General features: G+C 43.7%; 22 protein-coding genes and 1 CRISPR repeat array. Of the genes, 17 read left to right on the top strand and 5 right to left on the bottom strand.

Annotated elements, in window-relative coordinates; all coding sequences use genetic code 11:
* The first annotated feature begins 68 nt into the window (after positions 1-68).
* The 5 genes from NT010_16040 to NT010_16020 all read left to right on the top strand — a co-directional run bounded on the left by NT010_16040 (position 69) and on the right by NT010_16020 (position 4,454).
* Positions 69-842, top strand: a complete 774-nt coding sequence (locus NT010_16040; GenBank protein ID MCX5807551.1) for a class I SAM-dependent methyltransferase — start codon at positions 69-71, stop codon at positions 840-842.
* A 31-nt stretch (positions 843-873) separates the two neighbouring features.
* On the top strand, positions 874-1,254 hold the full coding sequence (locus NT010_16035) for a hypothetical protein (protein MCX5807550.1): 381 nt from the start codon (positions 874-876) through the stop codon (positions 1,252-1,254).
* 74 nt (positions 1,255-1,328) lie between these two features.
* Entirely contained in the window at positions 1,329-1,652 is a 324-nt protein-coding gene (locus NT010_16030; GenBank protein MCX5807549.1) for a hypothetical protein, read from the top strand.
* Positions 1,639-3,066, top strand: a complete 1,428-nt coding sequence (gene pyk / locus NT010_16025) for a pyruvate kinase (GenBank protein ID MCX5807548.1) — start codon at positions 1,639-1,641, stop codon at positions 3,064-3,066. The genes NT010_16030 and pyk overlap by 14 nt, the downstream gene beginning before the upstream one ends.
* Positions 3,067-3,236: 170 nt before the next feature.
* Positions 3,237-4,454, top strand: a complete 1,218-nt coding sequence (locus NT010_16020) for an IS110 family transposase (GenBank protein MCX5807547.1) — start codon at positions 3,237-3,239, stop codon at positions 4,452-4,454.
* Between the two features lie 366 nt (positions 4,455-4,820).
* Here NT010_16020 and NT010_16015 read toward each other — a convergent pair whose 3' ends face one another.
* The gene (locus tag NT010_16015; GenBank protein MCX5807546.1) at positions 4,821-6,203 is read right to left on the bottom strand and encodes a UDPGP type 1 family protein; all 1,383 of its coding nucleotides are present in this window, start codon (positions 6,201-6,203) and stop codon (positions 4,821-4,823) included.
* A 230-nt stretch (positions 6,204-6,433) separates the two neighbouring features.
* On the opposite strand from NT010_16015, the gene NT010_16010 reads away from it, so the two are divergent.
* Positions 6,434-7,072 (top strand): thermonuclease family protein, encoded by a 639-nt coding sequence (locus tag NT010_16010; protein MCX5807545.1) that lies wholly within the window; start codon positions 6,434-6,436, stop codon positions 7,070-7,072.
* 6 nt (positions 7,073-7,078) lie between these two features.
* On the opposite strand, the gene NT010_16005 is transcribed toward NT010_16010, so the two are convergent.
* On the bottom strand, positions 7,079-8,395 hold the full coding sequence (locus NT010_16005; protein ID MCX5807544.1) for a replication-associated recombination protein A: 1,317 nt from the start codon (positions 8,393-8,395) through the stop codon (positions 7,079-7,081).
* Positions 8,396-8,740: 345 nt separating this feature from the next.
* Here NT010_16005 and NT010_16000 point away from each other — a divergent pair, with 345 nt between their 5' ends.
* The 8 genes from NT010_16000 to NT010_15965 all read left to right on the top strand — a co-directional run bounded on the left by NT010_16000 (position 8,741) and on the right by NT010_15965 (position 19,938).
* Positions 8,741-11,374 carry a hypothetical protein gene (locus NT010_16000; GenBank protein MCX5807543.1) on the top strand — a complete coding sequence of 878 codons (2,634 nt, stop codon included), beginning with the start codon at positions 8,741-8,743 and terminating at the stop codon, positions 11,372-11,374.
* Positions 11,375-11,426: 52 nt separating this feature from the next.
* The gene (locus tag NT010_15995; protein ID MCX5807542.1) at positions 11,427-12,020 is read left to right on the top strand and encodes a DUF1318 domain-containing protein; all 594 of its coding nucleotides are present in this window, start codon (positions 11,427-11,429) and stop codon (positions 12,018-12,020) included.
* A 321-nt stretch (positions 12,021-12,341) separates the two neighbouring features.
* Entirely contained in the window at positions 12,342-13,544 is a 1,203-nt protein-coding gene (locus NT010_15990) for a Xaa-Pro peptidase family protein (protein ID MCX5807541.1), read from the top strand.
* Positions 13,545-14,070: 526 nt separating this feature from the next.
* Entirely contained in the window at positions 14,071-15,387 is a 1,317-nt protein-coding gene (locus NT010_15985) for a 2-hydroxyacyl-CoA dehydratase family protein (GenBank protein MCX5807540.1), read from the top strand.
* 3 nt (positions 15,388-15,390) lie between these two features.
* The gene (locus NT010_15980; protein ID MCX5807539.1) at positions 15,391-16,557 is read left to right on the top strand and encodes a 2-hydroxyacyl-CoA dehydratase family protein; all 1,167 of its coding nucleotides are present in this window, start codon (positions 15,391-15,393) and stop codon (positions 16,555-16,557) included.
* Positions 16,554-17,348 carry an acyl-CoA dehydratase activase gene (locus tag NT010_15975; protein ID MCX5807538.1) on the top strand — a complete coding sequence of 265 codons (795 nt, stop codon included), beginning with the start codon at positions 16,554-16,556 and terminating at the stop codon, positions 17,346-17,348. The genes NT010_15980 and NT010_15975 overlap by 4 nt, the downstream gene beginning before the upstream one ends.
* The gene (locus tag NT010_15970; GenBank protein ID MCX5807537.1) at positions 17,345-18,226 is read left to right on the top strand and encodes an acyl-CoA dehydratase activase; all 882 of its coding nucleotides are present in this window, start codon (positions 17,345-17,347) and stop codon (positions 18,224-18,226) included. The genes NT010_15975 and NT010_15970 overlap by 4 nt, the downstream gene beginning before the upstream one ends.
* An 83-nt stretch (positions 18,227-18,309) precedes the next feature.
* On the top strand, positions 18,310-19,938 hold the full coding sequence (locus tag NT010_15965; GenBank protein ID MCX5807536.1) for a class I adenylate-forming enzyme family protein: 1,629 nt from the start codon (positions 18,310-18,312) through the stop codon (positions 19,936-19,938).
* A 52-nt stretch (positions 19,939-19,990) separates the two neighbouring features.
* Here NT010_15965 and NT010_15960 read toward each other — a convergent pair whose 3' ends face one another.
* Positions 19,991-20,347 carry a hypothetical protein gene (locus tag NT010_15960; protein ID MCX5807535.1) on the bottom strand — a complete coding sequence of 119 codons (357 nt, stop codon included), beginning with the start codon at positions 20,345-20,347 and terminating at the stop codon, positions 19,991-19,993.
* On the opposite strand from NT010_15960, the gene NT010_15955 reads away from it, so the two are divergent.
* From NT010_15955 to NT010_15945, 3 genes are all read left to right on the top strand, one after another.
* A complete protein-coding gene (locus NT010_15955; GenBank protein MCX5807534.1) occupies positions 20,240-22,015 on the top strand; it encodes a PEP-utilizing enzyme in 1,776 nt (591 codons plus the stop codon). The genes NT010_15960 and NT010_15955 overlap by 108 nt on opposite strands.
* An 89-nt stretch (positions 22,016-22,104) precedes the next feature.
* Complete coding sequence (locus tag NT010_15950) at positions 22,105-23,232, top strand: PEP/pyruvate-binding domain-containing protein (protein MCX5807533.1); 1,128 nt, start codon at positions 22,105-22,107, stop codon at positions 23,230-23,232.
* Positions 23,233-23,405: 173 nt separating this feature from the next.
* The gene (locus tag NT010_15945; protein MCX5807532.1) at positions 23,406-24,020 is read left to right on the top strand and encodes a TetR/AcrR family transcriptional regulator; all 615 of its coding nucleotides are present in this window, start codon (positions 23,406-23,408) and stop codon (positions 24,018-24,020) included.
* Positions 24,021-24,063: 43 nt separating this feature from the next.
* Here the strand turns inward: NT010_15945 and NT010_15940 are convergent, their stop codons facing one another.
* Positions 24,064-24,630, bottom strand: coding sequence for a DUF4126 domain-containing protein (locus NT010_15940; GenBank protein MCX5807531.1), 567 nt, complete (start codon positions 24,628-24,630; stop codon positions 24,064-24,066).
* A 32-nt stretch (positions 24,631-24,662) separates the two neighbouring features.
* The gene (locus NT010_15935) at positions 24,663-25,118 is read right to left on the bottom strand and encodes a ferritin family protein (protein ID MCX5807530.1); all 456 of its coding nucleotides are present in this window, start codon (positions 25,116-25,118) and stop codon (positions 24,663-24,665) included.
* A gap of 171 nt (positions 25,119-25,289) precedes the next feature.
* Positions 25,290-25,452: a CRISPR direct-repeat array (repeat unit 32 nt; unit sequence GTTTCAATCCACGCCCCCGCGCGGGGGGCGAC).
* Position 25,453 lies beyond the last annotated feature (1 nt).

The raw sequence follows: 25,453 nt of genomic DNA, 5'->3' as shown, positions 1-25,453 counted from the left end.
CAAGCCGTTGAAGCTAATCGGCCATGAAGTGGCCTCTGGTTGACCTCTTTATTGAATGAGTAATAGGAATGAATGATCAGCATAGCAAATGGCAAACAAAGGAGCTTGCACAGACCTTTTTAGAGGGAGTTCGAGGGGCTATCCCAGCGGCAAATTTCCAATTAGAAGTGCTCAGCAAGATTGTAAGCATGTGGTGTCCACTGCCATCCAAGATTTTGGACCTTGGGTGTGGGGATGGTGCGCTCGGTCGTATGCTACTCGATGCACACCCCACAGCGCATATGATTTTTGCTGATTTTTCGGAACCTATGCTGGAAGCGTTACGGAGACAGATCGTTGGCAATCAACAGACAACCGTCATCAAGGCAGATTTCGCAAACCCTGCCTGGACAAAAAGCTTTAAGGCCGAAAAGCCTTTTGATATCATTGTATCGGGTTTTGCCATACACCACCAACCAGATGATCGAAAGAAGGAGCTATATGCCGAAATTTACGGGCTTCTGAGCAAAGGTGGTGTTTTCTTAAACCTCGAACACGTCAGTTCAGCAACACTTTCAGTAGGTGCGCTTTTTGACAACTTCTTCGTTGACCATTTATTGTGTTTCCATAGAGACACTGTTCCGGATAAAATAAGGCAGGAGATCGAAGAAGCCTATTATCAGCGACCCGACAAGACGGAAAACATTCTTGCCCCGGTTGAAACACAATGCCAATGGCTTCGCGATATAGGCTTTCAGGATGTGGATTGTTTTTTCAAGGTTTTTGAGTTGGCTCTGTTTGGAGGAAGGAAAGCATCAAATGAGCCAATGCAGCCAATCGACGAAAAATCCGGCTTGGGCTGATCTCGATATTATATGAAGGAGGACTATAGATATGGATCCTTACACCGTGATCAAGATCGGCGGGTTCTACAACATGGGATTTCTGGTTTTTCATGCTATGTTCTGGAAACTCTTCAATTGGAAGAATGAATTACCCAGGTTGACACATATCAATGCCGCTGTCATGCAAGTGCTGAATCTGTGTCTGATGTTCTGCTTCCTGTTATTCGCCTACATTTCACTATTTCACACATCAGAACTGGGTACATCCAGCATGGGACGGGTACTGCTATTATCCATCGCACTATTCTGGTTGATAAGGGCGATCGAGCAGCTCGTGTTTTTCAGCTTCAGACGTCCCTTATCCATAGCTATGACCATACTGTTTTTACTGGGATTCTGTCTTTATGCCTATCCGTTGATTCGGATATGAACCACTTGACAATGCCATTCAACCAATCGGCCATAAGTCGGTCTCTCGCCCATGGTTATGACAGGGAGTTAAGAATGAAGACATTCTGCTTATTTTATTCCGGAATAGCATCTGCACCTGAAAAGCTGATGCTAATCCGGTTTGAGTGGGCGACGGCATGGAAGAAATGCTTCAGATGTGGATGGGCTGTAAGCCTTGCAGACCGAAAACTATACATGCGTATGTTGGAGGGCGCAAGGCGCCGCAGAGCGCCGCAGATGGACATTTCGATCACGCCGTTGACCGTCAAAGAAAAAACCTGGAAGCAACCAATGTTCATAAAACAACAGTACAATTTGGATAATAAACTTTTGACAAAACCAGGAACGCTAAAAGGGAGTATATATGAGAAGAGCTAAAATAGTATGCACCATTGGGCCGGTGACAAGCAGCGAGAAACAGTTGGAAGCGCTGATTGAAAACGGTATGGATGTGGCGAGGCTGAACTTTTCACATGGCGATCATGCATTTCACGGCGATATTATTGATAAAATAAGAAAAATCTCACAAAAACTTAAAAAGAATGTTGCCATCCTTCAGGATTTGCAGGGCATAAAGATAAGGGTGGGGGGGTTGAAAGGCGGAAAGATACACCTGAATAAAGGGGAGCAGGTATACATTATGACAGGTGATGATACAGGCGACGAAAAGCACATATTCGTTTCTTATCCATGGCTGGTAAATGATGCCAGGCCGGGGGATACAATACTTCTTGACGATGGACTTATGAAGCTCCAGGTATTGAAAAAAGAAAAGGATTTTTTAACAGCAGAAGTTATTGAAGGCGGGGTATTGAAAGAGCACAAAGGGGTTAATCTTCCCCATATGAAGATAAAGCCCGGATCGTTTATGGACAAGGATAAAAAAGACCTTGAGTTCGGCATCCAAAAGGGTGTTGATTTTGTGGCTTTGTCGTTCGTGAGAACCGCAACTGATGTTACGACAGTGAGGAAGTGGCTTTCAAAAAAGGGTGCCAATATACCCATTATAGCGAAAATCGAGAAAGAAGAGGCAATACACAACATTGACAGCATTCTGAACGAAGTGGACGGCATAATGGTTGCCAGAGGAGATTTGGGTGTCGAGATGCCCCTGGAAGAAGTCCCCATGTATCAGAAGATGCTCATAGAGAAGGCCAATAAAAGTGGACGCCTTGTAATAACTGCCACGCAGATGCTTGAATCCATGACTCAACATTCAAGACCGACAAGGGCGGAAACGACTGATGTAGCAAACGCCGTCATAGACGGGACAGATGCTTTGATGCTGTCCGGTGAGACATCGGCAGGAAAATATCCCATCGAGGCTCTCAAGGTTATGAACAGAATAATTGTGTATACCGAGAACGCAGAGGCAGATTTAACCAAAGCTCATGCATCCACATTTATTCATAGCGGGCTTTATGAGTTCCCTGAAGCGATTGCTCATGCCGTATCGCACGTAGCAGAGGATGTGGGCGCCGGTTGGATTGTGGCTTTTACGCGATCGGGATTCACTGCACGCCTGATATCGAAATTTAAACCACACGCTTCTTTAATTGCCTTTTCGCCTGAAGAGGAGGTTGTCAGGCAAATGGCTCTATACTGGGGAGTAAGCCCGTATTATGTAAAGCATATAGAAAGCACGGATGAAATGATCAATGAAGTGGATTCTTTATTGGTAAAATTGGGATATGCAAAGAAAGGGGATAGGATAATCATTGTGGCGAGTCATCCACCGTCAATTTCTTCCGGCAAAACTAATTTTATGAAAATGCATGTAGTTGGGGGATGAAATCCCGGTTTTAAATTTGAAGTTCGAAGATGGGAAAGACTGTGTTATTCCAATTCTAAATCAAACACACATGCCGACTTGTCGGCACAAAAAGGAATGAAAATGTCGCCAGATATCTCCTTTCTATAGTAAGAATATCCATAGTAGTCATTCCAATAAGGAGGGATCACATGGACATAATCGTTGAAAGAGGAGCGGGCCTTGATGTGCACAAGGACACAGTGGTGGCATGCATCATGGGGACAGGGTTAAAAAAGGAGATACGGACCTTCAGCACCATGACCAACGATCTTCTGCGGCTCAAGATCTGGCTCAAGGAAAACCGGATTACCCACATAGCCATGGAAAGTACCGGGGTCTACTGGAAGCCCATATTCAACATACTGGAAGATACCTTTAAGGTAATATTGGCGAATGCACGGCACGTCAGGAATGTACCGGGAAGAAAAACTGATGTGAAGGACAGCGAGTGGCTCTGTAAACTCTTAAGAAGCGGGCTGATCAGGGGAAGCTTCATCCCTCCCAAAGAAATAAGGGAATTGAGAGACCTCACCAGGTACAAGAGGAAGCTCATTCAGTCTGTTGCCTCCGAAAAGCAGAGAATCGAAAAGATTCTTGAAGATGCAAATATAAAGCTCTCCTGTGTTGCCTCGGATATATTCGGGGTAAGCGGAACGAGGATTATCGAAGAGCTGATGAAAGGTGACCTTAAGGCAGAGGAAATGGCTGAATTGAGCAAAGGCAAATTAAGGAGAAAAAAAGAGGACCTCAAGGAAGCACTCGCGGGGCATATGGACACTCATCATGCATTCATGATAAAGGCATCTCTGAAACATATAAAGGCAATGGAAGAGATACTCTCAAACCTGGAACAAAAGATTGAGGAAATGATTGATCTTCACTATAAGGAAGAATATGAACTTCTTCAGACCATACCGCCCGTGAAAGACAGTGCTTCCGTCATCATCGCAGAGATGGGTGTAAACATGAACCTATTCCCCAGCGAAATGCACCTTTCATCATGGGCTGGAATGAGTCCCGGCAACAACGAAAGCGCGGGTAAGAAAAAGCCAGGGACCACGACAAACGGCAATAAGTGCTTGAAGAGTATCCTTACAGAGCTCGCATGGGTGGCATCGAGGATGAAGGGAACGTATCTCAGGGCCAAATATCAGAGTCTCGCAGGAAGAAGGGGAAAGAAAAAGGCGCTCATTGCAGTAGGGCATAAGATACTTATAATGGGCTATCACATACTCAAATACAAAGTGCCCTACAAGGAACTGGGTGCTAATTACCTTGATACCCGCAAGAAAGACCGTATTGTGAAGAGCTATTTAAAGAGACTTACCAGCCTTGGATTTACGGTAACATTGAAGGAAGCGGCATAAATATATAAAAACGATATAACACAATGTGGAAAAAAGGTCGACGCCTACTGGTGGTGAAAACCCCGTAAATCAAACTGACCTCAGCCGGTCATATGGACAAAACAGTGTTGCCAAAGAGCACGCAGGGGAAATTATTATAACCCGGACCGGCTACCACACATGTGAGAAAAAGAAACAAAGTCAAACAAACATATATAGGGAGATTTATTTTCTGGGGAAGGCGCTATCATCGTTGGCTTCTTCATCGGCTCCTCCGACGTACTGTTATAGTACGCCTACGTCGCCTCTTCCTTGCCGCCTTGATTGCCCCGCAAGCTGCAGGCGGGGTACTTCATTTCATCCTTGATTTAGAAATGGAATTAGAACCTACCCAAGATAAATATTTTTACTTATTTGCAGTTCTTTTCCTTTTATCTTTTCTTTCAACTCTTCATTATCCAGCGCGAAAAGCGGACTTATCTCCACCTGAGCCGCAGGAGGTACTTTAACCCCTGCATTTTCCAGCCAGCTCCTGTGAAGATTGTTCATAGCAATGGACGCTGTGTATGGAGAATCAGCTCCATCATTGTTCTTGATAGGGGAAAATTCTTTTTCTCGAGCTACTTCCATGCAGCATGTTTTTTCTGCAAGAGGGATTGCATCAAATACAAAAGTTTCAAATTTCCACGTATCCCTCTGTATTGATAAATTGTTATTATCTGTGATCTCAATAGTCTTACGGGCGCAATGATAGGGAACGGCATATCCATGATGGTTTATGTGTTTAATGAATGCGAGCGAGAATGCGTGAATGGCAGTGTTCCCTGCCCAATATTGTATATTTCCGTTTACATCAAGGGCGGCCATAAATTCAGGAGGCAAGTCACTGTACTCGGCAATAGCATCCTTTCCATTTATTGATAAATAGATGCCTACTTTTTCATCTATATTTGTTCGTCTGACAACCTTTGTCGATACCTGGGCTTTTGATAATGCGTGGTAGCCCAGAAAAACAGGGTCAGCCATCCTGACAAGAGGGTTGTCTACCTGACAGTAAAATAGTTCAGTAAAACCTTTTTTCATCAAATCACGGAGCAGCCCCGAATCGTGAAGTGCTTTGAGAGAACCACCATGTCCGTCAGGATTTGTGAATAAATGGGTTTCGTCTTTGAGAATTAGTTGTCCTTCAGGTGTAATACTCGGGATCATTCCTTGTCTGAAAAAACTGATAGTATCTTTTTCGAGGCCGAAATAATCATGCAGCTTAAAAAAGTCAATTGTATCCTCATGGTTTTCCTGGCTTGTCATGATTAAGAGAGGTATGGAAGTGTTGTATTTTTTGGTAATGGCTTTTATTGATTCGGCAAAGATCTGAAATAACGATTTTTTCTTTATCAATGTAGTCGGAAATGTGCCTTTTGGTCCTTCAAAGCCAAGCCTTGATCCCTGGCCGCCTGCAACAATCAAAACAGCGACTTTGCCTTCCCGGATCAGTGATTCTCCGAAGGCCCGCGCTTTTTTGTAAAGAGCTTTTTCCTCGGATGTTTTTGGAATTTTAATAATATCAGCCTGTTTAATAGCATTAGCATGATATGAAAAATCTTTTTTCTGCGAAAAGGAATTGTATAAGGAAAATATGAGATTAATATCCAATCCTTCGAGATTTTTCAAAAACAGGTTTTGTTTTTCAGCAGGCAATGAATGATAGTATTCAAGTACATGATACTGTTCGTATGTCTTTAGTAGATTCAAGAATGCTTTGTCTGTCATGGTTGCTTATATTATTTTATACAGAAAACGGCAGTATACTCAAAAGATAAATTCAGCGGCGCTTAATTTTTATCTTTTTTAAATAGTTTTGCCTGTCATGCTGATCTCACTTATCTCTGTATTGTGTCGAATTGTTTTGCTATAATATTGTCGTAATTTGGCATAACCATGTTCGAGATATAGTGTGGTTATGCATGGCATTTAAGCAAAATAGAATAAGGTGGTTATAAATGAAACAGATGGTATTAATTAGTTGTTGCATTATCTTTTTTACTTTTCCTGTCTTGATGAACTTGTCCCTTCAGGCTGAAAATGTTGACGTCAAGGTACAGGATAATACAATCCGGAATGAAGATATAGATGTCAAGGTACAGGATAATACAATCCAGGCAGAGGATTATACTCAGCCGCCGGATACCTGCCTTAAGGCGCAGAACACTGCTACCATTATTCGCGTAGTTGATGGCGACACTCTTAAGGTCAATTATGATGGTAAAACTGAACTTGTAAAGCTCATTGGCATAGATGCCCCTGAAAACAAACTCAGTAGAAAAGCAAAAAGCGAAGCCGTAGCAAGTAAAGAAAATTTGGTGACAATTGTTTCTATGGGAATTGATGCTGAAAAGTTTATGAAAAACCTCGTAAAAAAGGGAGATATCGTAACTATAGAATTCGATGATGAAACCAGGGATATAACCGGGAATCTCCTTGGGTATGTCTTTATGGTTAGCGGAAAGATGTTGAATGAAGAAATTGTAAGAGCCGGACATGCTCATGTAGTCACAACTTCACGCAACGCAAAGTATCACGATAGGCTATTGAAGGCATATGCAGAAGCAAAAGCGCACAAAAGGGGGTTTTGGGAGTAGGGTATACTACCCCTTGCTTTTGCTGTAAACCTGTTTCACTTTTTCCAAAAATGTTTTCAGTTTCTTTTCGTAGCCCCTGTCTGTTGGAGAATAGTATCTTTTGTTTTTCATTTCATCAGGAAAATATGACTGCTTGACGATTGCATCATCGAAATTGTGAGGATACAGATAGCCGTCACCGTAGCCTAACTCTCCCATAAGCTTTGTGGGTGCATTTCTTATGTGCAGAGGGACAGGGTATTCAGGCAGGTTTTTCACATCCTTGCTCACCCTGCTGTAAGCCGTGTAGACAGCGTTGCTCTTTTCACACAGGGAAAGATATATACATGCTTGTGCAATGGCGAGATAGCCCTCCGGCGGCCCGATGAATTTGAATGCTTCAGTTGCCGAAATTACAAGCATCAATGCATCAGGATCGGCATTGCCTATATCTTCCGATGCGAACCGCACCATTCTCCTTAGTATATATAACGGATCTTCGCCGCCTTCGATCATGCGGGCAAGCCAGTATAGCGCAGCATCCGGGTCAGAGCCTCTCATGCTTTTGTGAAATGCGCTGATAAGGTCATAATGCATCTCGCCTTTTTTGTCATATACGGCGATATTTTTCTGATAGGCCTCCTTCAGCACATTGTGTTCAATAACCAATTCACCTTTTCCCGACTTTTTCACCATTTTAAAGCATACTTCCAGGAGATTAAGCGCCTTTCTCGCATCACCATTTGCCAGAAGGGCAAGCTCTTCTATGATGTGTTCATCAATCTGCAGGGAAAATGCCTTTAATTCAATATCTTCCTTCAACGCCCTTTTTATAATAATAACCATCTCGTCGACAGTGAGCGGATTTAATGTTAATACCTTCATCCGCGACAGGAGGGGTGAGATAATTTCAAAAGAGGGGTTTTCCGTTGTTGCGCCGATGAGGATTATGTCGCCGTTTTCAACGTAGGGGAGGAATGTGTCCTGCTGGAGTTTGTTAAACCTGTGAAACTCATCAATAAATAGAATGATTTTGCGCAGTTTTGATTTCTGTATAGCTTCTTTGACTTCTTTAATGCCGATATTTACTGCGCTTAGTGATATAAAGGGAAGATCCAGTTCTTTGCCGATAATCCAGCCGATCGTTGTTTTTCCGACGCCGCTTGGTCCCCACAAAATTAGAGATGGTACATCTTTTTTTTCAAGGAGAACCTTGAGGAGCTTCCCTTCCCCGAGTATGTGCCACTGGCCGACAAAGGCATCGAGATTCCTTGGCCTCATCCTGTCTGCAAGAGGTTTACGGGAATCTTTTTCCTGAAAGTCAGAGTCTTTGAATAATTCCATAACTTAATATATTCTCATGGGTTTTTCCTGTAACATTTCCCGGGTCCGTTATGCCTGCACAATCCTGTTTTTCCCCTGTTTCTTTGCCTGATACCTCGCAGCTTTACTGTGGGGAGTTTCATAAAAAGTATTATAGCTTACTTTAACCTATTCGGCTATATTGTTTATTAATGCAAAGGGTAAAATGCTGTAACCCATCAACCCTGAAGAAAGTATAACTTATGCACCCGGACCTGAAGATTTTTGAACAGAGGATTATTATTACAAGCTCTGAATGGTGTGTTTAAAAGCAGAATTCAGACTTTGTTAATTAATTTCTTCATGCTATAATACGGAATGCCGATCTTGAGAAGAAAAACTTTACTTCTTATCATACCGGCAATACTACTGTTTATTGCCGGAGCAGCCCTTTACCTTCGTACGCCTTTGTTTTTTCGTCACCTTACCTATCTTCTTGAATATAAATACGGATTTTCAGGCCATGCTGATAATGTAGCCTATACGCCTTTTATGAAGGCAAAAATATCTAATTTGCAGGTAGCAAATACAGGAAAAGACGGATTTCAATTTGTGAGCAAAGATGTCAATGTTGAAAGCAAGTTCTCTGCTGCGATAAAAGGTGAAGTCGAAAAAATCATTTTGAATGAACCAAAAATACAGATACGGATCGGTAAGAAGAAAGAGACAGAAACAGACCTGTCTTTCATTAAAAAAATACCACCCGTTCATTTGCTTAATATTAGGAAAGGTGAATTTAAGCTAATTTTTGGAGCTGCTGATTACGAATTAAAATTTAAAGAAATCAACCTCGATGTTACGAAATTTTCTCCTGAAACCGGGGGCAATGTTACTTTTCAGGGGCTGATTGAAATAACCGGCAAGGAAACATCCGACATGACAGGGCATGGCCAGTGTAAGGGTTCTATGAACCTTACCGGTTTATTTCCAAATACTATCGGAACAGGGCTGCTTGAAATCTCATTAAATTCAGGAGTTTTTAAAACAACATCTCTGGAGAATGCAAAACTGTATCTTGCCGTAAAATTTGAACAAGAACGTATCGCTGTTACCCGTATTGATATATCGGCAGACTCGCTGATATTAAAGAATACGGCTGCCGGCAATTCAAAAATCAAGAACTCTTTATTGAAAACAAGTATGATCTATGAATTAAAACCAAAAACACTCATTATTGACCGTTTTCTGTGTGAAATGCCTTCGCTTGGTACATTGAGCGGCTATTACAGAGGCGCCATGAAAGATGCTTTCCCGTGGAAGGCCGGTATTGATGCAACAGGCATAGATTTTAAAACTCTCTTCGCATACTTAAAGCCATTCATCGAAAAATCAGGTGACGATAAGTGGTCAATCCAGGGGAAGGGTGTGCTTAAGAGTGAAATGGAAGGTACCTTCAAAGGCAGGGACCCGGCGCTTTCAGGTAAAGCTGTTCTTCAGTTCCAGAAGGGAGGATTTAGCTCGGCAGACGGCACAAAAGCAGCACAGGGCATGGAAGGCTCAATGGTACTGAAATTCAGCATCCCCCTGGAGAGTCAAAAAACGAGTATAAATATGCACACCGAGCTTTTTCCGGGCGAATACCTCTTTGGCACATATTATAAAGACTTTACAAAAGACCGCATTAAAATCTCATCTGATATGGATATCTCCTTCAGCAGCAAACAACATTGTGATTTCAAGGGTACATTAAATTTCTTCGATACAGGCCAGTACACGTATACAGGCTCCATCGGCACAAACAAATGGGATTTCTCTTTTATCGGAAAAGATATTTCCAACCGGAGATTCCTGTCCGTTCTTTTCTACGATTACTTGCAGGAGAATTATCCGTTATTAAAAAACATGGATATAACAGGTAAGTTAAATACAGCACTCAGGGTTGAAGCTGAAGGTGAAAAGTATTCTTTTAACGGCAATATACGCGCAGATACTACATCTATAAGCATACCCGAAAAATCATTAAAGGTCTCCAATATCTCAATTGACCTTCCGTTCAAACTTAGTAACCCCTCCGTGGTGCCCCACTCAGAAGGACAGAGCGTCCCCGGTAAAATATTCATTGAAAGACTTGAAAGGGGTATCCTGGAAATAACAGGCATTAATATTCCCATCACTTCGTCGGACAATGGTTTTGCCGTCTCAGAGAATTTTGAGATACCCTTATATGGCGGGAAGCTGAGGATTCTTCAATGTGCAACCCTTGACATACTTTCTCCTTTAAGGAAATTTTATTTTGCTGCAAAAATAGAGAATTTAGATTTTGGCGCAATGCTTAACGACCTGACAGGCATGCAGTTGCCGGGCAGTATGGAAGCACAATTCCCCATGATTGCCCATGAAGACGGCAAATGGGTTACAAAGGGTGTAACAGAGTTTAAGGTCTTTGGCGGCACCATAGAGGCAAATAACGTTCATGCAAAAAATATTTTTTCGTCCTCAAGAACCATTGGGGGTGATATTATATTCAGTGATATTGATCTTGGAAAAATCACCGACACAATTAAGATTGGAAAAATAAAAGGGGTCATCCATGGCTCGATAAAGGGACTGGAAATTGAATACGGGCAGCCTTCATATTTTATTCTCGATATTGACTCTGTTAAGAAAAAAGGGGTTGAACAAATGATCAGTGTTGATGCTATAGAAAATATATCAATAATCGGTACAGGTTCCGGTGCTGTGGGAGCAATTCTGAGAAGCGGCATAAACCGTTTTTTCAAAGAATATCCCTATAGCCGCATCGGGATAAAGTGTACTCTTGAAAACGACAATTTCCGTTTAAATGGTAAAATTCATGAAGGCGGTAATGAATATTTCATTCGAAAGAGCTTCTTGCGCGGACTTGATGTTATTAACAGAGATCCGGACAATACAGTAAGCTTTGGTGATATGCAGGAGAGAGTGGGCAGGATTTTTAAGAAAGATGGAAACAAGCCAACATTTACAACGAGCATGAATTAGCTTTACGTATGTAAACGGGTGCTATGTGCCAAGTATAATAAAGGAGGAGTTTATGTTGAAAAGATTCAGGCATCTTAGTTTCTTTGTATTTCTTTTTGTAGCCGCATGTGTAACAATCAACGTCTATTTTCCAGCTGCTGCGATTCAGAAAGCAGCCGACCAGATTGTAGACGATGTCACAGGAACAAAAGATCAGCAAAAACAAGAAAAGAAATCGGATACACAAGGCTGGCTCCTGGACAAACTGAAAAACATTGATTTTGCACCAGGGGAAGCATATGCTCAGGTGGCAGACATAACTGTATCAACGCCTGCCATACGCAGCATCAGGCAATCAATGAAGGAAACCTATCAGCAGTTAAAACCGTTCTATATTCGTGGGAGCGTTGGTGAAAACAATAAAGGTTTCATAGAAGTACGTAATAATTCAGACCTCAACCTGAAAGAAAAAGCGGATGTGACAAGACTCGTGGATCAGCAGAATAAAAATCGTACAGCCCTCTATACCGAGATTGTTAAAGCAAATAAGCTTGAAGCCAATTCGCAGCCGCAGGTTCAGAAGATATTTGCAAACAGCTGGCGGAACAAATCGCAGACCAACTGGTGGATTCAAAACGATAGCGGAGAATGGGAGAAGAAACAATAGATAGGCTTATTCCAATTCTAAATCAAGGATGAAATCAAGGCGGCAAGGAAGAGGCGACGTAGGCGTACGGTAATAGTACGTCGGAGGAGCAGATGACGAAGCCAACGATGGTAGCGCCTTGATTTAGAATTGGAATTATACCATATTTTCCATTAAGATAAGTATCGGTATCAGGATGTCCTAAGGCAAACATTGCGCAATGTACTTTGAGGCAGAGCCACACTGTCTCAAGTGTTCTTGATGCGAAGTATTGATACCCAAAAAATATATAGCCCGGAAAAACATTATTTTGCTACGATATATTCAGGAGGATAAACAACTATGATAGTACAGACAGGAATATTCGACATGATCCCGGAACAGGATTTACTGAAGAGAACCGGAGATCTTAAAAGCCTCATGTCAGAAAATCATATTGATTTTGCCATCATTCTTCAGAATGTGGATATGTTCTATTTCAGCGGTACAATGCAGAAAGGTATCCTTGTAATACCCGCAGAAGGAGAGCCCCTGGTTTTCATTGAAAAGGGCTTTGACAGGGCAAGATCAGAGACGCCGTTTGCCATCATACCTATCAGAAGTTACAAGGAAATTAAAGAGACTCTCGTCAATAAAGGAATTCTGCCGGGTACTGCAGGTCTGGAACTTGATGTCCTGCCGGTATCTCTATTTGAAAGGCTGAAAAGAGTTATAGGCTTCAGCCGCTATACCGACATAACACCCGCTGTCAAGAAATTGAGGGCAGTGAAAAGTCCCTTTGAGATTGAGCAGATGAAAAAATCTGGTCAGATAATGTCACAGGTCTTTGCGAAGGGGAAAGATATTGTCCGTGAGGGCACCACCGAACTCGATATTGAGGCGGCCATGGCTGCTGAGGGCAGGAGACTCGGACATCAGGGATTTCTTCGGATGCGTGGAATAAACCAGGAAATGATGAACATGACAGTTCAGTCGGGATATACCGGCACGATAACCACCTGTCTGGATGGACCTATCACAGGAGTGGGGGTGACGCCTGCAGTTCCACAGGGATCATCATTTAAAAAAGTGGAAAAGGGGATTCCTGTCACAGTCGATTATGGTGGAGGATATAACGGTTATATTACCGATGAAACAAGAGTATTTGTGGCAGGGAAGCTCGATGAGCGATTTAAAAAGCCCTATAATGCAGCACGTGAAATAATAGAAGACTTAATTGCCTATGCACGGCAGGGAATTGATTGCTCGGAGATATTTGTGAGAGCGGAAAAGATTGTAAAGCAAGCACACCTTCAGGATTATTTCATGGGGCACGGCGAAGGGCAGGTCGCTTTCATCGGTCACGGCATTGGTCTTGAAATCAACGAACTGCCGGTTATTACCGCCAGACATAAGATGATTTTGAAAGAAGGGATGATATTTGCCTTTGAGCCTAAATTCGTGCTCCATCCTTACGGTGCAATAGGTATAGAGGTTGATTTTATTGTAAGACCAAATGGCCTTGAACGGATCACAGGAGATTCGCTTGATATTGTATATGTGTAGTGTACATAGGGAACAGGCTTCATCACCATCCTCGGCAATGAACAATGTTGTATTTAAAACAGGTCATATTGTGAATAATATTCATAACAATAAGTTCCGGTGCCGCATTGAGGGCACATATTTGTTAACACAAATAATATTAGTATGATACGGTCATAATCAGCGACCTATAAAAAAAATGTAAAAAAATGCTTGACAGCTTTATAGCAATATTATAGTGTAGAAAGTGAATCATATTCACAATCGTTACCATGGCAGTTAGTAAAATCAGCAGGTGGCTGGTCAAGCAGGGGGTATATAAACTGAGCGTACTCTGTACAAACCATAAATATTTGGAGAGTTAATTGAATCAGACAAAAAAGCTGTATTCCTGCCGCGGGCGGTCCATTATGAGTTATATCAAGGCGTACAAACAACAAAATAGTTTATTGTTACAGGAGTACAATATTATTGGAATAAATCGCACGGTATTAAGTGCTGTAAATAAGATTATAATAATGAATGATGTTCATTACAGGAGGTTTTAATGGCATACGACATAACAACTTGGAGTGACTTCAAGAATTACCAGAGTGCCTGCTACAGGAACTATGTAAATGGTTCTGAAGGCCTTCGCTGCATGGGTTCTACCTGGAGCCCGCTGGCTCCTCTGAAGGGGCTGGGCGATGATATATTGATGATAGGCGGCGAGCCGCACGCCGCGTCAACTGCCGGTACATTCCCTGAAGAGGCCCGTGAGGATATTTCAGCTTCTGAAGTCGCAGGGATAGGCCTTCACTCTTGCAGTTACCTGAAACTCTTTGTAGGAGAAGTGGTACGCGATAGAATAGGCATTACAGATGGAACAATCAAAGAAGGATATCCCAAACCGGATTTGATCTGGACTACACATTTGTGCAATCTGCATGCAAAATGGTATCAGGAAGTTTCAAGACGTTTAGGCGGCATACCTATGTACGCAATTGACATGATCGGCGGGGGAAATGCGGAGAAAGATCCTAAAATTGTAAAGTATGTGTGCGACCAGATGGAGCTGGGGATACAATGGCTTGAGAAAATAACAGGCAGGGATTTTTCGGATGAATTGTTCATCAAGGCAACAAGAAACGAGATCAAGGTCCTCGTTTTATGGGGCAATATATGTGCGTTAAACAGGCACAGCCCCGCGCCTTTGGATGAGCGCCGTCTTATAGCTCTGTTCCCGCCGGCCATGGTAGACAGGACAACTGATGAATGCGTGCGGTTATATGAGGCATTGCTTAAGGAAGTGAGATACATGGTTGAGACCGGACAAAGCGTGGCTCCGGATCAACGGTACAGAATAGTCTATTTTGGACTGGCACACACTTACGGTCATCCGGAAATGGCAAGAATCCTTAGAGACGCCGGGGCCGAGATTGTAGCCTCAGTCTATACCTTTGGTACGGCGGGTAATTTCAAGGGAATTGTAAATGGAAGCTGGACATTTGATCCCATTGACCCTGCATGGGTCGATGAACTGGATTTGTCTACCAGAAAAAAGGCGATAACCGAGCTTGCCAAAATAGTTCTGGGCTGGCCAACCTGGCAAGGGGTAAGGTCCTACTGGGCGCTGGAATCAATGGCTCAGGCAATGATAACAGAATATAAAGCAGACGGGCTTTTGCTGGCGCCTTCCCGTAGTTGCGAAACTGATTTCAGGAACGGTTATGTGGGGATGCAGCGCATTTTTAAAAGTAAAATTCCGACCATAGAATACGACAGCGACCAGGTAGATGTTCGAAAAATGGATTTACCAGGCGCCCAACGGAAAACAGAGTTGTTTGTGCATCTCATGGAAGCGCATAAAAAAGGAGGTGTATGATAAATGATGAACAATGGCTCTGACACAATAATAGAACGTTTTCGTTCAATAACTGAAAATACTCATGAATACGCCAAATCTTTACAGGAGAAAGGGAAACTGCTTGCAGGATATATGTGCACCCATGTTCCTGAAGAAATTCTTTACGCAGCCGGGATTATACCGGTGAGAGTTTTAAGTTCACATGTTTCGCAAGCAATGACAAGGAGCTATATTCATGAAACATACTGCTCTTTTTCACATGATTGCGCATACCAGGGACTCCAGCACAATTATGATTACCTGGACTTGATTGTAACGAGCAGCAGTTGCATACACATGGGTGAAGCCTTTAATGTCTGGGTCAGGTTTGCAGGATTCCAGGAAAAAAGCTATCTCATATCGTTCCCTCATATCATACATTCTAAACCTGCCGGCGGGTTTATGAAGGAGTCTTTCGAAGAGTTCAGACAATTCATTGAGAAGTTTTCTAAAAAAACTATAACAGATGATGATATTGAGAGGGCGATTAAAGTTTACAACCACACCAGAAGACTCCTTCAACAACTTTGGGAGTTCTTGAGACGCGACAACTCGCCTATAACGGGACCGGAAGTAGCTGCTGTGACTCTGGCTTCTCAGCTTATGGATAAGGAAGAATACAATCAAATGCTGGAGCAACTTATCAAGAGATTGGAAAACAATCCAGGGAAAGTTCCCTCACGGGTAAGGCTGATGGTAACGGGAGGCGCATGTGACGACCTGAGAATTTTCGATTTAATTGAAAGCCTGAATTATCCGGCGAGCCTGATATTTATTGATTCATGCACGGCAGCAAGGTACTTCTGGTTTGAAGTGCCCGAGGACAGATCGGACAAGCTTGAAGCAATTGCTGAGGGATACATCAGCAGAATCCCTTGTCCTTCAAAAGACACTGTTCCCGGTACAGGGGAGAAAAAAAGGTTCAGATTCATTCAACAGTTTATCCAGGATTTCAAGCCCGATGGAATAGTATTCCTATATCAGAGATTTTGCAGCCCTCAATCGATGGATATTGTGGCACTGAAGCCCATCCTGGATAAATTAGGCATTCCCTGGACTGAACTTGAACTTGATACAACCGTACCAGTAACTTTATTCGGGACTCAGTTGGAAGCTTTTGTAGAAACCATAACGGGGGTGGCGCCATGAATAATGGAAAACTTCTGACTGGAATTGATGCGGGACATGTTGCTACGAAGGCTGTAATTATGAGGGGTCAGGAAATCCTTGGGTATTGCACAATACCCACAGGATTTGATGTAGTGGATGCTGCTCAAGCAGCACTAAATTCGGCTTTGAAGAATGCCGGAATTTCAGGGAACGAATTGGGAGGAATCGTAGCTACCGGGATATTTAAGGAAATAATTAAGGTTCCGTCTTTGAATGTAACTAAAACTGTGCCCGAATACGTAGCGGATGCTATGGGGGCATTATTCCTTAATAAGAATTCCAGAACGGTTATTGACATAGGCGGAAATATTCATAAAGCTGTTAGCTATGACCAGGACGGTACTCTCCTGGACGTGATTCAAAATGATAAATGTGCAGATGGTCTTGGCATTTTTTACACCAGCATGGCCAATGCCTTAGGACTAAGTGAACAGGAAATGTCCGAATTGTCACTTAGATCCACCAAAAATCTATCAATCGCTATTCAATGTTCCCTATCTGCTGAATCAGACGCTATTGATTTAATGTGTCAGGGTGCGGATATCGCTGATGTTGCAGGTGCTGTATCAAGATTCATAGTGGAACGCGTTGCCGATATGTGCACGTATATGCCCCTTACTGAAGATATTGTGGTAGTCGGAGGATTAGCAAAATCTAAAGCAATTGTTAAACACCTTCCTGATTTAATAAAAAAAGAGGTAAGTGTATTAGACCTACCGGAATATGTGGGTGCAATAGGCGCGGCGATTAGTGACGGAGGTGGAAAATGAGCGAGCACACTTTAATCAATGAACACCCGGATTTTACAAAGGCTAAGGCCATAGTGGCCGGCGTAGATGTTGGAGCAGTGAGTTCCAAAGCTTTGATACTGCTCGATGGACAGCCCTGTGCAGTTTCTCAGGTAAAAACCCGAATGCCTGAAGAATCTGCTTTCAGGGCCATAAACGAGGCTTTAGCTAAAACTAATTTTAAGTTAGAAAATATCCATTATATAGTAGGAACCGGTTGCGGGAGGACGCAAGTGCCTTTTGCACATAAAACTATAACTGAAATTCCCTGCAGCGCTGCAGGCGCAGTACATATTTGGGGACCGTCTGTGCGTACGGTGCTGGACCTTGGAGGTCAAAGCTGCAGGGTCATTCACTGCACAGGAAAAGGCAGAGCAACTGCTTTCCTTTGGAACGACAAATGTGCTGCCGGTATTGGACGCTCCATGGAAGCATTTGCAAATCTGGTTAAGAAAGAAGTAACGGAGATGGGGGACATCGCTCTTCAATTTGATCAGTTCCCCAAACTGAGCGACTTTTGTTCGGTCTATGCACAGTCCGAGATTTTGGATTTGATTCGGAGTAAAGCGTCTAAGGAACAGGCAATAGCAGCTTACCACTACGCTATGGCCAAGAGAATCAGCACATTGGCAGCCAGATCAGGTGTGAAAAAGGATTTTGTTATTATTGGAGGTTTGGCCAGGAATCCGGGAATAACTGATTGGGTGGAAAAGATCCTTAAAGTAAGCAGGCTGGCTCCAAAACCTGAATGGGATCCTGCGCTGATAACAGCTCTGGGCGCAGCTCTATTTGCTGATACTTTCTATAGGCGGCAACAATCCGATGTATCAAACAAGTCAGAGGAAAGCCAGTGCGCATAGAAAGTTATCACATGGTCTGAACAAACTAAGTGAGGGTTTGAAACCTGACTTAAAGGGTTGAACTGAATAAGGGAGAAAAAATTATGACAAAACTCGGCATTACAAGCACTTATAAAGATGTGGAAAATCTGACGGTTGGAGAAGCGCTCGAAAGAAGCGCAGAAATTGTTCCCAACAAGGTATGTGTTTTCTTTAAAGATGATAGTCTTACCTATAAGGGGCTTAATGAGCAATCGAATGCCCTTGCCGGTGCTCTTCAGGAGATGAAGATCAAAAAAGGGGACAGGGTTGCTGTTTACATGTCCAATTGTCCCGAATTATATATTGCTTTTTATGCCATTCAAAAGATCGGAGCAATAGTTACCTGGGTGAATGCAGCTTACAGGACCCAGGAATTGATGTTTATACTCAGCAATTCTCAGGCAAAGGCTGTGTTTGTGCAGAAGGGGAAAGACGATTCGGATAATTTTGCCCTTGTCCAGAGTTTGCGAGGTAGTCTCCCTGATTTATCATGTGTAATATCCCTGAATGGAGGGCAGGGCGACGGAGTGACGGTATTTGAGGATGCTCTCTCAAGCGGAAGAAAAAAAGGATATAAGAAGCCTTCCATTAATATTTATCAAGACCTTTCAATGCTGATTTACACTTCCGGGACAACAGGCATTCCGAAAGGTTCGATGATTACCCAGTATCAGGCTGTAAGGGGTGGATATTCCCATGTTCGCGGTGTTAAGGCAACGTCGGACGATGTTCTTCTTGGCATACTTCCTCTGGCCCATTCATTTGGTTGCGGCACCACTCTTATTAAACCGGTTCTGATTCAGGCATCCGTCATTCTGATGGAAGCTTTCAAGGCAGAAGAGGCGTTAAAGCTTATAGATTCCCGGAGGCCGACGCTGCAGCATGGTTCTCCTGCACATTACATTATGGAAATGAATTATCCGAACATTGACAGATATGACCTTTCAAGTTTAAGGGCCGGTTATCTTGCAGGGCAGATATGTCCTGAAGAATTAATCCAATGGGGAGAAGACAGGAATATATACTTATCTTCTTCCTGGGGGAATTCAGAAATAGGTCCCGGAGCAGGCACAATGTGTCCCTACAGGACGCCGCTCGAAGTGCGCAAAAAAACTGTCGGCAAGGCTATTCCAGGGACAAGGATAAAAGTTATTGACCCGCAAACCGGTAAGCAGGTTGGCGCAGGTGAGGTCGGCGAGATGATGGTTAAGGGACCTAATGTTCTGAAAGGGTATTGGCAGAACCAGCAGGAGACAGATAAACAACTGGAAAAGGATGGATGGCTGCATACCGGAGACCTGGTATCAAAAGATGAAAAGGGTTTTATCACTATGTACGGAAGAAGCAAGGATTTGATAAACCGGGGCGGACTGAAGATATACCCTGCCGAAATTGAATCGCTGATTCTACAGCATCCGAAGATAATACAGGCCTGTGTTGTTGGAACGCCTAATCCTGTTCTCGGAGAAAGCATATGTGCAGTTATCATACCTAAGGGTAATGCCAGTGTTTCTCTTAATGAGATTCGTGATTTCCTCAAAAATAAAGTTGCCAGACACAAACTTCCCGATGAGTTGTCCATTGTTTCTGATTTTCCAAAACTTGCAGGGGGCGTAAAAATAAAGAAATTCGGTGAGGGTGGAGTTCAGGAACTGGCATTGCTGGATGAGAATCGGGAAAAGGTTCGATGAGGATGAGAAGCAGATTTATTGCTGTTACAACAGTTCTTATAGAAAACATAACTCATTCTAACAAACGTTGAGCCGGAAAGAAGAATGTATCCGGGCGGCGAAGGTCGATCCAGCCGGATAAGGAGGTGCTGAAAGTTCGAGTCTCGTAACTGGTAAGTTGCGCCTGGAGCACTGAATTGCCTCCGGGAAGTCTCATCTTCAAGTAAACCTTAAAAAGGAGGGTAATGTAATGGCTAAACAAAGAAGCTTTATGGATCCACATGAAGTGCCGATTATCCCTGGCACCGAAGGGTGGGAGGATATGTATCCTTACTATTACGTATTCGGCAAAGGCAAGACAGAGAGGGAGAAGTACGAGAGCAGTCAGTTCTGGTTTTATGACGGCGTCCATTACCCGTTTCCGATGCATCCTCTGGACCTCATATGGGACGACATGTGGCACTTGACGCTATCCGGATTTGTCAGCAAGGTATTTGTAATACCCAATTCGAATGGAATCGACCACAAAATACTTAACGGTTACATTTACCTGGCCGGGACGTTTCCACCTAAGGAAGAGGAAGAGAAAAGGGTCCCCTACGTTATGGCAAGGACCGGCCACTACTATGAACGCTACGAGGAGTTGTACAAGCTCTGGATAACAAAAATGATGGCTGTCATCGACGAGATGAAGTCGATCCATTTTCCAGGTACACTGCCATGGGTATCAGATGATTCCTATGTTTTTGAACACAAGGGGTACTTCGAAGGTGACGAAATCCTTCGCGGCTACGACAGAATGATCGAACTTGCCCAGAGGGCCTGGCAGCTTCACATGGAAATGGATGGCCTGGCATACGGTGGCTATGTGAACTTCATCTACACCATGAGGGACCTCTTCCCGGGCATCACAGATAAGGCCATCGGCCAGATGCTCACCGGTTTTTCCGGCGAAATGTTCCGGCCGCCGGAAGAGCTGCAGAAGCTGGCAAAATCTGCCATTGATCTTGGAGTAGCTCAAACCATACAGGGTTACGACAAGTGGACGGACATGGCTGCAAAACTGCAGCAGACGGAAACGGGCAAGGAATGGCTGGCTAAGGTGGAAGCAGTGCGTGAGCCATGGTTTGAGATGAGCATCGGCGGCGGCTGGCATCACATGGATGTTGCCTGGAATGACAACCTTGAAGTGCCTCTGGCTCACATAAAGAACTATATCAGGATGCTTGAGAAGGGAGAACGCATCGACCGGCCCAGTGAAGAAGTGGAAAAGGAAAGCAAGCGTGTTGCATCTGAATACCGCAGCCTCATCACCAACGATAAGGATAGAGAGATTTTTGATCAGCGACTCGGACTAGCGAAAACAGTCTCCATCTTTCCTGAAAGTCACCAATTTTACATCGAGAACTGGTTCCACGCGCTGTTTTACAGGAGAGCCAGAGAACTTGGACAGATGTTCGTTTCGCGTGGTGTATTGAACGATAAAGACGACATCTTCTATTTGAACCGCTTCGAGATATACCCTGTGCTCTATGATGTCCTGGCGTCCTGGTGTACCTGCGTGCCGGCAATAGCTACTTACGAGATCCCGCCGAAGATTGAGCGGCGAAAAGAAATTTACAACAAGTTCAAGGAATGGAGCCCTCCACCGGCACTTGGTCCTGCACCCGATGTAGTTACAGAGCCCAATTCGATCGTTTTATGGGGCGTTACCACAGAAAAGATAGACATGTGGCTTCAGGCAGCAGACATTAAACCTGAAGACGTTACTGAGTTAAAAGGTTTTGCCGGTTCATCAGGCATTGTCGAGGGAACTGCCCGTGTATGCATGGAATTGGAAGATATTGCGAAGTTAAAAGCGGGCGATGTACTGGTCGGCAGGATGACGGCTGCAAGCTGGGCGCCTGCATTCAACGTCATAGCAGGATGTGTAACCGATATCGGCGGAACGTTCTGTCATGCTGCCATCGTTGCAAGAGAATACAAGATGCCCGCAGTCGTCGGGGTCGGCAACGGCACGGTAATTATCAAGACCGGCGACAAGCTGAGGGTCGACGGTGATACAGGGGTTGTAACAATACTTGAGAGAGCGAAATAACTGAGTTCAGAAGGGGGTATGCAGACTCTGGCATGCCCCTTACATCGCTTACAGAAGATCCATAAGGCATATAAAAAAATCAAAGATGCATGAGCCTGAAACAGCCGGAACATCTGATGCATTGCAGGAGAGGTGAGGCGATGTCAACAAATATTACAGGCAAGTGGATATACTGGCTCGAAGAAGTAACCAAAAATCAGAACGACCTGGTTGGCAAGAAATGCGCATATCTGGGAGAGATGACCCGGGCCGGTTTCAAGGTTCCGTACGGGTTTGCCTTGAGCCTTGAGGCTTACGACAGATTCATGAACAACAGCGGGGCTCTGAACGAAATCAATGATCACCTGAGTCTCTTCAAGGCTGATGCCCACGACCCGGCGCACCTGGGTAAATGGGGAGAAGTGTCGGAGATAGTCCGCAGCATTGCTGAAACGAAGCTAATGCCCCGGGATATGCAGGAAACCATAACTGTATATTACGAGGAGTTGTGCCGGAGGACCGGGATAGCCAATTGCCCGGTTGCAACCAGATCAGCCGGACCTTCCAGCCATCCGGGACAGTACGAGACCTTCCTCCATGTAAAAGGCATTTCCGAGGTGCTTCAGCACATTATAAAAGTGTGGGCAAGCACGTTCAACCAGCGCTCGCTTGTTGCCCGCGCCCGTGGCGGTTACAGGCTCGACTACGATCCTATCGGTGTTGCGGTACTACAGATGGTCAACGCCAAGGCAGCCGGTGTCATGTTTACAATCAATCCGGCCAACGGCGACAGATCCAAGATCATGATTGATGGAAACTGGGGGCTGGGAGAGAGCGTTGTCAGCGGTTCAGTTACCCCTGATGAGTGGGTGGTGGATAAGGTGGTGCTCGAGATCATTACGCATATTATATCACCAAAAGGCCTTGAGTATATAGTCGACCCTTCAGGAAAAGTAATAGTTTCCGACATACCACCTGAGAGGCAGAATGTCCCTTGCCTGACCGACAAAGAGGTGATAGAGCTGGCAAGAATGGGCAAGCAAATAGAACAGCACTATGGTCTGCCCCAGGACATCGAATGGGTTATAGACAAGGACCTGCCCTTTCCTGAAAATATTTTCTTCGTGCAGACAAGACCGGAAACGATCTGGTCAAAAAAGGAGGCAGAGTCAAAATTGAAGACATCGGGCAGCGTGACGGCAGACGTGGTAAGCTTTTGGCGGAACGTCAAGGCATAGAGGATATCTATCCGAACATATATCAATTGTAAGACAGAACATTTTAGAATATATTGAAGCCATTTATGATATGACCTGGATAGATCGCACATAAATTACATATTTCATTATAGAATACGATGGGAAATATATGGTAACTTCTAAGTGTATATCTGTGAAAACTGGAGTAAATAATGTCTAAGAAGATTACCAGCAGAGAAACCATCATTCAGGCAGCCATTGAAGTTTTCGGCGATAAAGATTTCCGGGATGCAAGTATCTCCGAAATAGCTCAAAAAGTAGGGATTGCCGATGGAACGATCTACAAGTATTTCAAAAGCAAAGAAGATTTGTTCTTTTCAATCCCCATAGAAAAAACAAAAGAATTCTGCAGTCAGCTCGAATTGCATCTGGAAGGCATCTCAGGCGCTTTTAACAAAATCAGGAAATTCGTGTGGTACTTTCTCTATTTTTTTCAAATCAACCCCGGTTATGGACGAATACTGCTGCTCGAGATGCGGGTAAGTAAGGCTTTTGTCCAGACTGAAACGTACGATTTTTTGAAGCAATCTGTCAGCCAGGTGGTGAATATCATAACAGAAGGACAGGATGAAGGAACAATTCGGCGGGATACCGACATTTTTATTCTGCGACATTTAATTCTGGGTATTCTAGAACATATGGTATGCCGCTGGCTTCTTAAGGGAGAAAAATACGATCTTGTCGAACACCATCATGAAGTGAGTCGGATACTGATTGACGGTTTGAGAGCAAAGCCCCCTGACAGGCCAGATGGTGCTGTGTTATAAAGATGATTGTATAAACTGCCAATAGTAGTACAATTTTATCCGGCTAATTTTCTGATTTTCTGAAAAAGTGATAGCCCACTTTATGAATGATGAAGGCGCAGAGGGCTACTACGATGATAAAGCAGATGGCCGGAATAATGATTGCCAATACCGCAGTAATCAGAGAGCCTGCAAGTTCAATGCTGGCAACAACGACATTGCCGATGCCCCCGGTAGCCAGAGAAGATTTTACCCTGAGTACTGTCGTTATTCCCTGCATTATACCTGCCGTACCTCCACCGGCGATGATTGCCAGTATCCACCGGAATGATGGTGATAGATCGGTTACTACGGACGCGGCAGCAATCGTCCCAGCAATGATCGAGACCGGTGAGGCGATTGTGTCAAGCAGATTATCAAGCCAGGGGGTATAGTAGGCGATGATTTCAAGGGCAGTGGCAATAGAAAATGCTATTGTTGCAACTTCACTCCCTATCCATTCAAAACCTGGTGCAATATGAAGAAATCCGTTTCTTATTGCAAGGTTCATCACAAGAAGAGGAACGAAAATCCTGAAACCGCAGGCGGCACTCAGCCCTATACCTGTGATAACTCCAAGAAACGCTTCCATGCCGTCAATAATATTAAACGGTTAAAGTGATGCTACCAGGATTCAGGAAATGCCATATTTGTATATATATCTTCGAGTTTGCTCTTGTGTCCACGCTCCATAGATGCAAGTTCCAGGAAGATGTTTTTCTGAGCCTCGTCTGTACTGGTATTTGCAAGCTGGGTATACATTTGCATTGCTTCGAGCTCTTTTTTTATGGCGATTACCAAACCATCAAGGGGTTTAAGATCCGCAGTCAGTGGGGGTGTAGGAAGCGAATCCACAACCTTATAATCCTGTTTTTCTGAAAAATGCATCTTTTCAGGAGATCGGGCAAGGAATGCCTCTAATCCAATTTGATGTTTTTTCTCATCTTCAGCAAGTTCATTAAACAGATTCTTAAGCTTTTTATCATTTGTTTTTTCAGACACTGTGCTGTAATACGCATATGCCTCTTTTTCGCAGTCAATTGCAAAAGAAATTATCTTTTTAAATTCATCCTGATTCATTGTCTCTTTCTCCTTGGCAAAGTTGCCGTTTTATTTACTCAAAATCGTGACTACTCAATGCATTGCATGAGCCCGAATCATTCGACATAATGATAAATCGCTATTCATTTTTGATGTATAACATGGCAGGTTTTCTATGTCAATCAACTTTGAAATAAGGCAAACAAAGACAGTTTCAATCCACGCCCCCGCGCGGGGGGCGACCGCAACATTTGACATATAAAGCCTGTATTCTCCGTTTCAATCCACGCCCCCGCGCGGGGGGCGACTTTCTTGCTATTGAAACCGTTCTTGACTTTGAAGTTTCAATCCACGCCCCCGCGCGGGGGGCGACG

It is taken from the genome of Pseudomonadota bacterium, assembly GCA_026388275.1.
Taxonomy (GTDB): Bacteria; Desulfobacterota; Syntrophorhabdia; order Syntrophorhabdales; family Syntrophorhabdaceae; genus JAPLKB01.
This window is presented reverse-complemented; position numbering and strand designations above follow the sequence as displayed.

What these genes read in the sequence shown, in the direction of transcription:
- NT010_16040 (MCX5807551.1), top strand. Translation starts at nt 69, where the DNA reads ATGAATGATCAGCATAGCAAATGGCAAACAAAGGAGCTTGCACAGACC.
- NT010_16035 (MCX5807550.1), top strand. Translation starts at nt 874, where the DNA reads ATGGATCCTTACACCGTGATCAAGATCGGCGGGTTCTACAACATGGGA.
- NT010_16030 (MCX5807549.1), top strand. Translation starts at nt 1,329, where the DNA reads ATGAAGACATTCTGCTTATTTTATTCCGGAATAGCATCTGCACCTGAA.
- pyk (MCX5807548.1), top strand. Translation starts at nt 1,639, where the DNA reads ATGAGAAGAGCTAAAATAGTATGCACCATTGGGCCGGTGACAAGCAGC.
- NT010_16020 (MCX5807547.1), top strand. Translation starts at nt 3,237, where the DNA reads ATGGACATAATCGTTGAAAGAGGAGCGGGCCTTGATGTGCACAAGGAC.
- NT010_16015 (MCX5807546.1), bottom strand. Translation starts at nt 6,203, where the DNA reads ATGACAGACAAAGCATTCTTGAATCTACTAAAGACATACGAACAGTAT.
- NT010_16010 (MCX5807545.1), top strand. Translation starts at nt 6,434, where the DNA reads ATGAAACAGATGGTATTAATTAGTTGTTGCATTATCTTTTTTACTTTT.
- NT010_16005 (MCX5807544.1), bottom strand. Translation starts at nt 8,395, where the DNA reads ATGGAATTATTCAAAGACTCTGACTTTCAGGAAAAAGATTCCCGTAAA.
- NT010_15995 (MCX5807542.1), top strand. Translation starts at nt 11,427, where the DNA reads ATGTTGAAAAGATTCAGGCATCTTAGTTTCTTTGTATTTCTTTTTGTA.
- NT010_15990 (MCX5807541.1), top strand. Translation starts at nt 12,342, where the DNA reads ATGATAGTACAGACAGGAATATTCGACATGATCCCGGAACAGGATTTA.
- NT010_15985 (MCX5807540.1), top strand. Translation starts at nt 14,071, where the DNA reads ATGGCATACGACATAACAACTTGGAGTGACTTCAAGAATTACCAGAGT.
- NT010_15980 (MCX5807539.1), top strand. Translation starts at nt 15,391, where the DNA reads ATGATGAACAATGGCTCTGACACAATAATAGAACGTTTTCGTTCAATA.
- NT010_15975 (MCX5807538.1), top strand. Translation starts at nt 16,554, where the DNA reads ATGAATAATGGAAAACTTCTGACTGGAATTGATGCGGGACATGTTGCT.
- NT010_15970 (MCX5807537.1), top strand. Translation starts at nt 17,345, where the DNA reads ATGAGCGAGCACACTTTAATCAATGAACACCCGGATTTTACAAAGGCT.
- NT010_15965 (MCX5807536.1), top strand. Translation starts at nt 18,310, where the DNA reads ATGACAAAACTCGGCATTACAAGCACTTATAAAGATGTGGAAAATCTG.
- NT010_15955 (MCX5807534.1), top strand. Translation starts at nt 20,240, where the DNA reads ATGTATCCTTACTATTACGTATTCGGCAAAGGCAAGACAGAGAGGGAG.
- NT010_15960 (MCX5807535.1), bottom strand. Translation starts at nt 20,347, where the DNA reads ATGCATCGGAAACGGGTAATGGACGCCGTCATAAAACCAGAACTGACT.
- NT010_15950 (MCX5807533.1), top strand. Translation starts at nt 22,105, where the DNA reads ATGAGCCTGAAACAGCCGGAACATCTGATGCATTGCAGGAGAGGTGAG.
- NT010_15945 (MCX5807532.1), top strand. Translation starts at nt 23,406, where the DNA reads ATGTCTAAGAAGATTACCAGCAGAGAAACCATCATTCAGGCAGCCATT.
- NT010_15940 (MCX5807531.1), bottom strand. Translation starts at nt 24,630, where the DNA reads ATGGAAGCGTTTCTTGGAGTTATCACAGGTATAGGGCTGAGTGCCGCC.
- NT010_15935 (MCX5807530.1), bottom strand. Translation starts at nt 25,118, where the DNA reads ATGAATCAGGATGAATTTAAAAAGATAATTTCTTTTGCAATTGACTGC.